This is a genomic window from Limosilactobacillus avium (genome assembly GCF_947381485.1).
Lineage (GTDB): Bacteria > Bacillota > Bacilli > Lactobacillales > Lactobacillaceae > Limosilactobacillus > Limosilactobacillus avium.
The window spans coordinates 1-9,718 of record NZ_CANCWN010000046.1 but is presented as its reverse complement, the minus strand read 5'-3'; the positions used below and the strand labels follow the sequence as shown (position 1 = coordinate 9,718).

The window sequence follows — 9,718 nt, the reverse complement described above, 5'->3', positions numbered from 1 at the left end:
TGGCATACACCAATCGAGATCTTCCTGCTTAATTTACGTCATTAAATTCGTTCAAGTTATTTCTTGCAATCTGCCTTATGAAAAGCCATCCCCCGTTTCTCCCAATCAACATCCTAATCTTTATCAAGATCAACTCTAATACCAAATATATAAACTATAATATGGTGTCATTCTGAGCGTTGTATGGTACATATAAACAATAAAGGAGTATCAAGACTTAAATGGACTTGATACTCCTTTTTCACCATTTGTATATGATACTTAAGGGTTTATACTAAAAAAAACGACCTATATTTTTCTTCAATCGTTATTCTACCAGCGTTTTAGCGACCGAAAAAACGACCGAAACGCTTAGAAAAATAACAATAAATAAAAGCAAATAAAAAGCAACAAAGCCGATTGTAGCAACGTCTATTAACGGTTACTACAATCGGCTTCTCTAGCAGTCGGAAATACAAGATTTGAACTTGCGACCTCTGCGTCCCGAACGCAGCGCTCTACCAAACTGAGCTAATTTCCGAAGTTAAGTAAATACCCTTGAGTACTACTGATGTCAATACTTAGTAAGTATATACCCCTTTATGGTTATCTGTCAATTAATGCTAATAACTGTCAAAGAGTTAACTTTCCAGATTATGAACAGTCTTGTCTTTCATACTTATTCTTTTTTCACTGTATCCATAATTGCATCAATTACATCACTGGAAATCTCTTGATGATAGTTATACCGATGAATAACATAGCCAATTACCGTGTGCCAAAGGATATCTCCCATCATGGCGGCGTCCCCTTCTCTAAATTGGCCTGCTATTTGGCCCTTTTTTATAATTCCCCCAAGAAAAGTCTTCCCATAAATAGTAAATGGAAATGCATCATCAGCACTTTCTAACGAGCCATGGGCATAACAGGAAATAATGATTCGGATTGGCGAATGGTAGCCCGTTTTGCTATAGGGTAACAATACCCGGCGGCAAAACATCTTCAAAGAATCAAACGGTGTTGCTAACCCTAAAACATAGTTCTGACAGTCATTAATCATTGGTCCATAAGACTTTAAAATGTCTACCTTTGAACCAAAATAGTGATAAATTAGTCCCGCGGAAACATCAGCCGCATTGGCAATATCAGTAATCTTTGTATTCTCAAATCCATGATTATCAAATTCGCTAATCGCCGCTTTTAAGATTGCCTTACGGCGTTGGTTAGCAATTTTTTTACGATTCTCAATAGACATAACCATCTTCAATAACCTCGGTTCATTATTTATTACGATTATAACATATCGGATAATATTGAATTTAAATTCAATATTAACTTGAAATTCAATGTTGAATAGTAATACAATGATGGTGGATCCATTAAGAAATCGGTTTCATAGTGTATAACATTAACACTAACCCCACGATATACAGGTAGTGCTAGAAATATTTATTATCTTCATTAGAGGGACAGTTATGTCTAATACAAATAAGTACTATCCAAAGCTTTTCTCACCTTTCCACATTGGCCACTTACAGATAAAGAACCGAATCGTAATGCCACCATTAGCCACTAACCTTGGACAAGATGGTTTCGTAACGGATGAATTATTAGATTACTTTGCGGCACGCGCCAAGGGGGGGCGCAGGATTAATTTACACTGGTAATTGCTCCGTAGACTACCCGCGCGGAAAAGACGTTGCTAATCAATTACGAGTTGATGATATGAAATATTGTGCTGGATTAAACAAGCTGGTGGAACGTGTCCACGCCTACGACGCCCGTATTTTCTGCCAAATTCACCAGAGTGGGAACCAGACAACCACAGAACATAGTGAAGGTGTACCATTGGTCTCTCCGTCTGGTGTTCCTTCCCCTGTCTGCAAGACACAACCACGCGTAATGTCTAACCAAGAAGTCTGGGATATGATCGATAAATTCGCTAAAGCAGCCCATTGGGTAAAAGTAGCTGGTTTCGATGGGATCGAAATTTTTGGTGGCCACGGATATATCATTGAACAGTTTATGTCGCCGGCGACTAACTTCCGTCATGATGAATTCGGTGGTAGCTTTGAAAACCGGATGCGCTTCCCACTTGAGATTGTTAAGGCAGTACGACGAGAAGTCGGCTATGATTTTCCAATCGATTTTCGAATTTCGGTTGACGAATTTACTGACCCTGGCTATCACCTTGAGGAAGGGGTCAAAATGTGTCAAGAACTAGAGCGCGCTGGTGTCGACATGCTTCACGTCAGTGGCGGCTACTATGGTTCAATGGAAAGAACTTTCGAAACCCCTACCTTCCCTCAAGGCGATAAAGCCTACTTGGCAGAAGCTGTCAAAAAGGTTGTTAATATTCCAGTTATTGCAGTTGGAAATATTCGAACTCCAGACGTAGCTGAAGACATTCTCGAAAAGGGTCAGGCTGACTTGGTAGCACTTGGCCGGACACTAATTGCTGATCCCGAGTGGCCAAACAAAGCTCGTCTGGGCCACGCTAATACCATTCGACGGTGTATAAACTGTCTTCACTGTCAAGGCGATACTATTCACCCTGGACTAGGAATGCGGTGTACCGTTAACCCTCTGGTTGGTTATGAATCAGAATACAAGCATATTCTTAAAACTAATTCACCAAAGAATGTTATGGTCATTGGTGGTGGCCCTGCAGGGATGACAGCTGCATACTCTGCCGCTAAGAAGGGACACCATGTAACCATCTTTGAACAGTCAGATACTTTAGGCGGCCAAATGAAGATTGCTTCCGTCCCGCCTTACAAAAAGATTGTTAGACACGTTGCCGAATGGCAAATTGGCGAAATGAAACGGTGCCACGTTACTATTAAAACCGGTGTTAAAGTTAATCCGGCCATGATTAAAGAGTTCAAGCCTGATGATGTTATTCTCGCCACGGGTTCATTACCATCAATTCCACCAATTGATGGAATTGATAGAGCCATTAGTTCCTGGAAGCTCCTTGAAGGTAAAGCAAAAGTTCCAACAAAAGATGTAATTATTCTTGGAGGCGGTGAAACTGGTTCCGAAGTTGCTGATATGCTTGCTCAAGATGGTCACGATGTAACAATCGTTGACATGTTACCTGAATTGGCCATGTCCCGTGAACGGGTATCACGCGGTGAGTTCTTGAGACGGCTTAAGAAGGAGAATGTTAAGTCCGTAATGAATGCTGTAGTTACTAAGATTACGGACGATGGAATTACCTATGTTGAGAAGAATAGTGGTCATAATGGCTTTGTTGCCGGCAAGTCCGTTGTCATTGCACTTGGACAAAAGCCCGTTACTGATCTTCAAGACACCCTAGATGAAATGGAGGTTCCTTATCAAGTCATTGGTGATGCCTTTGAGGTTCGTAACATTGCCTCTGCTAATCGAATGGGCTTTGACGCTGGTCAACAGATCCAATGAGGTAATCTCCTTTGTCAAATAAAAAAACGACTAATGACTTTGGATTAGCAAAGTCATTAGTCGTTTTTTTATTTTGTAGGAAAAGGTTAAACCCTTATTATATGCACCCAGAAGGAGTCGAACCTTCAACCTTCTGATTCGTAGTCAGACACTCTATCCAATTGCGCTATGGGTGCAAGAAAAGCGGAAGACGGGATTCGAACCCGCGACCCCCACCATGGCAAGGTGATGTTCTACCACTGAACTACTTCCGCATAATTATGAGCTATTTAATTGCTATCAACGATTATTAATATTACATGAACCAGTGAAGAATGTCAACACTTTTTTCAAATAATATTAATGCGGATGAAGGGACTTGAACCCTTACATCAAAAGATACAAGATCCTAAATCTTGCGCGTCTGCCAATTCCGCCACATCCGCATATGGAGGATACAGGGCTCGAACCTGTGACCCTCTGCTTGTAAGGCAGATGCTCTCCCAACTGAGCTAATCCTCCGAAAAAATTAAGCTAACTGAACAAGTCAGCTTAATCAATATATCATCCATTCTGACAATTGTCAAACATTTATTTTAAATTTAAGTCCACTAGCTTCTGGTCAATCATCTGGAGCACTTTCTTGGCCGCGCGCGGGTCCTCCACAAAATCATACTCGTCCCCATCAATCAGCATCTTAGGGCTCTGATCGTACTGCTTGTACCATTCTTGGTAGCGTTCGTTTAGGTTCTTGTAGTAGTTGTAAAGTGACGGGTCGTTGGCAATCTGCTCGTAAGACCGGCCCCGCTTCTTAATCCGCTTGAGCATCGTATCAAAGGAAACCTGGATCGTGATCAACAGGTTTGGCGCCTTTTGGTGGGGCTGCTCAGGAAGTTCTTCCATCATGTTGGCCAGCAGTGAGCTGTAAATGTCCGACTCCGTCTGCGTTGCCCGCCCCATGTCAGCGTTCAGCTTAAACAGCAGGGCATCTTCAAAAATCGACCGGTCCAAGACGTTGAGATCGTTGCTATATGATTCTTTAATCTCGTCAATCCGCTTGTTTAAAAAGTAAATCTGCAACAGGAAGCCGTACTTCTTAGGGTTCTTGTAGAAAAGCGGCAAAATCTTGTTGTCGTCGACTGATTCGTAAAAAGCCTGGCTATGTAAGTGGTCGGCCAGTAACTGCGTCAGGCTGGTCTTACCAGCACCAATTGTTCCTGCTAAAGCAATCATTATCCTGTTCCTTTCATTATGATCTGTTAAAAGACACGATTACTATTCTACCATCGATGTGAAATCGACAACAGGATTAAGAACTAATTTCTCGCAAAAAAAATCTCCCCGGAAATTTTCGGGAAGATTTTGAAATATATTATCGCCTAGCCTTCGTACTTTTCACCCTTGGTGCTCTTACTCAAGTCCACCTTATCTAACGGGATGATGTGCGTCCGGTAACGAATCTTGTAGTAGAAGAACAGGATCAAGAACAGTGGCACACTCATGTAGGTAATCAGGATGTTGGACCAGTCGAGCTTAGCAAAGGCATCCACGTTTTGCCCACAAATAACGATGATACACAGGATGAAGGCGAAGATCGGCCCAAATGGGTACAGGGTGGCGTGGTACTTTAGTTCGTCAACCGAGTGGCCCTGGGCAATGTAAGCCCGGCGGAAGCGGAAGTGCGAGATGGCAATTCCCAACCATGCGATAAAGCCACACAAACCAGAGGCGTCCGTGAGGTATACATAGGCCTGGGGAACAATGAACTGGGTAGCAAAGGCCAGGGTTGAAATAACCATGGTAAATACCAAGGCGTAGATTGGAATTCCCCGGCGGTTAACGTAGCCAAGGAAGCGCCATGCGTACCCTTCCCGGGCCTGAGAATAAAGCATCCGGGTTGAGGCGTAGAGCCCTGAGTTAGCGGCAGAGATAACGGCGGTTAAGATAACCGCGTTCATGATGCTGGCCGCCACTGCCAGGCCGGCCCGCTTGAAGATAATGGTGAACGGACTCATCGTAATGTTCTGCACGTTTGAGTTCATCAGGTTCTTGTTAGTGTACGGCAATACACAGGCGATGACAAAGATTGCCAGGATGTAGAAGAGCAGGATCCGCCAGAAAGTAGAGTGGATGGCCTTGGAGATTGACTCCTCAGGCGTTGCTGCTTCCCCAGCCGTAATACCGACCAGTTCCGTCCCCTGGAAGGAGAATCCAGCAACCAGGAACACACTAATGATGGCGGGAACCCCACCAACGAATGGGGCCTGCTTGTAATGGAAGTTCGAAAGGCCCACTGGCTTACCGCCCATAATCCCAAAAATAATTGCAATTCCGACAATCAGGAAGAAGACAACGGTAATGACCTTAACAAGGGCCAGCCAGTATTCTGTTTCCCCGTAGGAACGGACTGACAACCAGTTAATCAAGAAGATCAGGACCAGGACAATGGTACTGAATACCCAACTAGGAACGTGGGGCAGCCAGAAGTTCATCACGATTCCGGCACTGGTGACGTCAACCGGGATGGTAATTGCCCAGTTAAACCAGTAGTTCCACCCCATTGCAAAACCAAGGGCCGGGTCCACAAACTTCGTTGAGTATGCGGAAAATGATCCCGTTAGCGGCATGTAGGTTGCCATTTCACCAAGACTGGTCATCAAGAAGAAGACCATGATTCCCATAATAACGTAGGCCGTCAGGGCCCCACCAGGTCCGGCCGTTGAAATTGCCGAACCACTAGTGATAAACAGCCCGGTCCCAATGGTTCCCCCGAGGGCAATCATTGACAGGTGCCGGGTCTTCAATGTTCGCTTAATATGACCAGTCGAATGCTGGTCGTGCGTCTCTTCTGCCATTAAGCAAATCCTCCAAACAAATAGATTTTGAAGAGGGTAACAAAAAAGTCTGCTAACGGCTCATCCCGTTAGCAGACTCAATTAACTTCTTGATTATTGAATCACTCGTAGGAAGCGCCCCGCGGTAATACCGCGACAGTCCATGACCTCTTAAGTCATGACCCAACAACTCGGAAAATAAGTTCCGACTTGTTTCGGCGTTTTCCCCTTTCACTCACTGGTCCAGTGCTTATTCACCTCGCAGCAGCTACTATTGAAAAACGCAACCTCTTCATTTTGTAAAACATTATACTCTGATTAATCCCGAGTGCAAGCGGGCCGGCGCCAAATTAACCGCTTACCTTCCCGGCCGGTCAGCCGAAAGCCAGAATTTTTCAAGACGTGCTGGGAGCGCTCGTTGTCTTCATCGGTGGTGGCGACGATTGCCAGCGGGGTCCCATCCAAGAAGCCCCGTAAAGCCTCGGTCATAATCCCCCGCCCCCACACGGACCGGCGTTCAAGGTAACCAACCTCACATTCATTGGTTGCCAGTGCTGGGTTCGTCTGGTCGGCGGTGATGAGGCCCAGCAGTTTTGCTGGATCCGCCTTCTGGTAAATACCAAACACCTGGACCGCTTGTAAAAACATTTTAATCTCAAAGCTGTTTGCCGGTAGTGACGTGAAGCTGATGTGGGCAGCGTGCAATAACTCTGGATCAGCCAGCACCTGGGCAACCTGGTGGTCATTATCGGTAATCAGTGGTCTAACTATTAATCTCTTTGTCTCTATCATGAATATTTCCCGGGCAATAAAAAAGGAGTTGCAACCAAGTCACAGCTCTTTACTTGTTTCATTAAATAATCGAATCTTCTAGCATTGGAATTCGTTGCAGGCGCGGCGCCCAAGCAACGTACAGCCATTCAGCAACCTGGAGCCAAGCATACGCCAACAGCATTGCGCCAATCGTATCGAATGGCCAGTGGGCGTACAGGTAAACCCGTGAAATTGCCAAGAAGAAGATGGTAAACACCAGCAAGATTTGGCAAATTGTCCGGACTGACCGCCGTTGGATTAACGGCAGAACAACCAAGAGGAGGATCGCCGCAACCAGGAAGATTCCCAGCGTGTGACCACTAGGAAAGCTATAACCGTCATCAGCTGCCAGGTGTTGGGCCGGACGAGCACGCTTAACGATGTGCTTAAAGACTTCACCGAAGAAATCCCCACCGATCAACGTGCAGACCGCCCAAATTGCGGGAATCTTGCACTGCCTCAACCATAGGAAAACGGCAATGATAATCACCCAGATGATATCCATCTTGGGGCTAGCAATAAACGATAAGAAAGTCATCAGGGCGTGGAACCAGCCGATACCTTCAAGGCGCTGGCTGGTGAAGAGTGATTGTAAGACGGCATCCATCATCGTTGCCACCGAAGAATTAAACTTGATCAATAGCAACAAGATGATAAAGAAGCCCCCACTAAATGCAAATCGACGCCAGCGATGATTATCGCGTTCAATAAACATATATGATTACTCCTAATTCTAATTTTTAGCAATTATTTTGAGTATACCACAAGTCAATTTACTCGCGCAGTGCTTTATCAAAAAACAAGCGGGGAAATAATTACCTTCCTCGCTTGAACTTTTCTTATTTAATAAAGATGTTATGGGCCGCCTTGTAAGATACGTTAATTTCCTTGTCACTGCCGTCCTTTTCAATGACAATTGGACCCTCAAATGGTTCGTGACGAATGACTTTCACTGTCTCTGAAGGACGCAATTGCAATTCCTCCAGGTAAGTCAACAGTTCGTGGTTGTCTAAGAACCGTTCCAGTTCAACTTCTTCACCATCCTCGGCATCGGCTAACAAGCGGTGACTTACGTCAGGAAACTTGCCATTGGCCGAAGGAATAACCCCACCGTGGGGACAGTGTTTAGGGTGTTGTAAGTACTCATCCAAGGCAGTTGCCAACCGATTGCTCGTTTGGTGCTCCAGAATTTCCGCTTCTGAGTGAACGTCCGCAAAATTGTAATTTAACTTGTCCACTAAGAATGTTTCCCATAGCCGGTGATTACGTACTAATTCTGCCGCATATTTTTGGCCCTTCGCTGTCAATGAAATTCCGGCGTATGGTTCGTGGACAACGAGCCCCTCGTCGGCCAACTTGGAAATCATTTCGGTCACTGAACCAGCAGCAATTCCTAATCCTAATGAAATTTCCTTGTTGGAAACTTTCTTATGACTACCGCCGAGCTCAAAGATGATTTTCAAGTAATCTTCCTTCATTGGAGTCAATCTAGTTCACCTCTCAATAAATTTTTGGCCTTCGAACGGTCATAACACAATAACTCGATATTGAATATATTACGATTATAGCATAATATAAAAACGAGTAGTTCGGATTGCCTAACTTTTTCGTTAGCTACAATCACTAATTTTAATACATTGCGATTAAAAATTGCAATCAATATGCAGAGGAGCATTCATTAATTATGAAAGAAAGAATCACGGGGCAACGCTTCCTAGCTGTTACCCTGCTAAATGTCTTAATCACGGTTGTTGAAATCATTGGGGGGCTAATTTCTGGTAGTTTGGCCCTTCTCTCCGATGCCTTCCATAACATGGGCGATTCATTTTCCATCATCCTGGGTTACTTTGCCCAGCAAATTGGTGGCCGGCCGGAAACCCGGAAAAGTACTTATGGCTACCGGCGGGCAGAGATTCTCTCAGCCCTGACCAACAGTCTCCTGCTGGTAATTATTGCCATCTTTTTGATTGGTGAAGCCATCCAGCGGCTGAGCCATCCCCAACACATTAACGGGACAATCATGATGATCGTCGCGGTCGTCGGGCTCGTTGCCAACTTCCTATCCGCCGCCCTCCTCCATTCGGGCAGTCACGATAACCTGAACGTCAAGGCAACCTACCTCCACGTTTTGAGCGACGCCCTTTCGTCAGTTGCTGTGATCATCGGGGGGATCATCCTGATCTTTGTCAACGTTCCGTGGCTGGACCCGCTCTTAACCATTGCGGTTGCCATTTACATTGCTTACGAATCGCTGCCAATTATCAACCAGACCATTCGAATCCTAATGCAGTCGTCACCCGACCTGGACTACGAGGCGATTGCCAAGGACCTGACAAGCATTGACGGCATCGACGCCGTCCACCACGTCCACGCCTGGATGATTGATGAGCACCACATTATCTTCTCTGCCCACCTCAACTGTGAGGATAAACCCCTCAGCCAGATTGAGCAGATCTACTCCCAAGTGGAGAAGGTTCTCCGTGAAAAATACGGGATCTGTCACATCACCCTCCAAGCAGAGTGTAGCCGCGGCAAGGGCGAAGAGCTCTTCAACACCGTCGCTGACGAACGCGAAATGATTAATGATCACGGAACAACAAATAAATAAATGGCAGATTGTAAAATTTAAGTTGAACATTTAAGTGGACAGAAAAACCCATCAAGGTCTTTAATGGTGTTACCACACA

9 protein-coding genes, 5 tRNA genes and 1 riboswitch are annotated in these 9,718 nt (G+C 45.0%); of the genes, 3 read left to right on the top strand and 11 right to left on the bottom strand.

The annotated features are described in order from the left end of the window. Window positions 1-446: 446 nt before the first annotated feature. Together QOS01_RS09775 and QOS01_RS09770 are read right to left on the bottom strand one after the other, a co-directional pair. Window positions 447-520 (bottom strand) — tRNA-Pro (locus tag QOS01_RS09775). 138 nt (window positions 521-658) lie between these two features. Beyond that, window positions 659-1,240, bottom strand: a complete 582-nt coding sequence (locus tag QOS01_RS09770; protein ID WP_283622187.1) for a TetR/AcrR family transcriptional regulator — start codon at window positions 1,238-1,240, stop codon at window positions 659-661. A 214-nt stretch (window positions 1,241-1,454) separates the two neighbouring features. Here QOS01_RS09770 and QOS01_RS09765 point away from each other — a divergent pair, with 214 nt between their 5' ends. Continuing rightward, complete coding sequence (locus QOS01_RS09765) at window positions 1,455-1,646, top strand: oxidoreductase (RefSeq protein ID WP_283622186.1); 192 nt, start codon at window positions 1,455-1,457, stop codon at window positions 1,644-1,646. Further along, window positions 1,600-3,405 carry an NAD(P)/FAD-dependent oxidoreductase gene (locus QOS01_RS09760; protein ID WP_283622185.1) on the top strand — a complete coding sequence of 602 codons (1,806 nt, stop codon included), beginning with the start codon at window positions 1,600-1,602 and terminating at the stop codon, window positions 3,403-3,405. The genes QOS01_RS09765 and QOS01_RS09760 overlap by 47 nt, the downstream gene beginning before the upstream one ends. A gap of 102 nt (window positions 3,406-3,507) precedes the next feature. On the opposite strand, the gene QOS01_RS09755 is transcribed toward QOS01_RS09760, so the two are convergent. The 9 genes from QOS01_RS09755 to QOS01_RS09715 form a co-directional block, all read right to left on the bottom strand. After that, window positions 3,508-3,581: transfer RNA gene (locus tag QOS01_RS09755), tRNA-Arg, on the bottom strand. Between the two features lie 6 nt (window positions 3,582-3,587). Beyond that, a tRNA-Gly gene (locus tag QOS01_RS09750) sits at window positions 3,588-3,659 on the bottom strand. A gap of 89 nt (window positions 3,660-3,748) precedes the next feature. Continuing rightward, a tRNA-Leu gene (locus QOS01_RS09745) sits at window positions 3,749-3,830 on the bottom strand. A 3-nt stretch (window positions 3,831-3,833) separates the two neighbouring features. After that, a tRNA-Val gene (locus tag QOS01_RS09740) sits at window positions 3,834-3,906 on the bottom strand. 69 nt (window positions 3,907-3,975) lie between these two features. Continuing rightward, entirely contained in the window at window positions 3,976-4,617 is a 642-nt protein-coding gene (locus QOS01_RS09735) for a deoxynucleoside kinase (RefSeq protein WP_283622184.1), read from the bottom strand. A gap of 146 nt (window positions 4,618-4,763) precedes the next feature. Next, a complete protein-coding gene (locus QOS01_RS09730; RefSeq protein WP_283622183.1) occupies window positions 4,764-6,239 on the bottom strand; it encodes an amino acid permease in 1,476 nt (491 codons plus the stop codon). A gap of 104 nt (window positions 6,240-6,343) precedes the next feature. Next, window positions 6,344-6,519, bottom strand: a riboswitch (Lysine riboswitch). A 17-nt stretch (window positions 6,520-6,536) separates the two neighbouring features. Next, on the bottom strand, window positions 6,537-7,010 hold the full coding sequence (locus tag QOS01_RS09725) for a GNAT family N-acetyltransferase (protein WP_283622182.1): 474 nt from the start codon (window positions 7,008-7,010) through the stop codon (window positions 6,537-6,539). A gap of 61 nt (window positions 7,011-7,071) precedes the next feature. Further along, window positions 7,072-7,746, bottom strand: coding sequence for a phosphatase PAP2 family protein (locus QOS01_RS09720; protein ID WP_283622181.1), 675 nt, complete (start codon window positions 7,744-7,746; stop codon window positions 7,072-7,074). A 124-nt stretch (window positions 7,747-7,870) separates the two neighbouring features. Further along, window positions 7,871-8,518, bottom strand: a complete 648-nt coding sequence (locus tag QOS01_RS09715; RefSeq protein ID WP_283622180.1) for a metal-dependent transcriptional regulator — start codon at window positions 8,516-8,518, stop codon at window positions 7,871-7,873. A 197-nt stretch (window positions 8,519-8,715) separates the two neighbouring features. Here QOS01_RS09715 and QOS01_RS09710 point away from each other — a divergent pair, with 197 nt between their 5' ends. Then, window positions 8,716-9,639, top strand: a complete 924-nt coding sequence (locus tag QOS01_RS09710) for a cation diffusion facilitator family transporter (protein WP_283622179.1) — start codon at window positions 8,716-8,718, stop codon at window positions 9,637-9,639. Window positions 9,640-9,718: the final 79 nt, after the last annotated feature.

Bases quoted from the DNA above. Each gene is read 5' to 3' on its own strand.
- QOS01_RS09710 (WP_283622179.1), top strand. From the start codon at position 8,716: ATGAAAGAAAGAATCACGGGGCAACGCTTCCTAGCTGTTACCCTGCTA.
- QOS01_RS09730 (WP_283622183.1), bottom strand. From the start codon at position 6,239: ATGGCAGAAGAGACGCACGACCAGCATTCGACTGGTCATATTAAGCGA.
- QOS01_RS09770 (WP_283622187.1), bottom strand. From the start codon at position 1,240: ATGGTTATGTCTATTGAGAATCGTAAAAAAATTGCTAACCAACGCCGT.
- QOS01_RS09720 (WP_283622181.1), bottom strand. From the start codon at position 7,746: ATGTTTATTGAACGCGATAATCATCGCTGGCGTCGATTTGCATTTAGT.
- QOS01_RS09735 (WP_283622184.1), bottom strand. From the start codon at position 4,617: ATGATTGCTTTAGCAGGAACAATTGGTGCTGGTAAGACCAGCCTGACG.
- QOS01_RS09765 (WP_283622186.1), top strand. From the start codon at position 1,455: ATGTCTAATACAAATAAGTACTATCCAAAGCTTTTCTCACCTTTCCAC.
- QOS01_RS09725 (WP_283622182.1), bottom strand. From the start codon at position 7,010: ATGATAGAGACAAAGAGATTAATAGTTAGACCACTGATTACCGATAAT.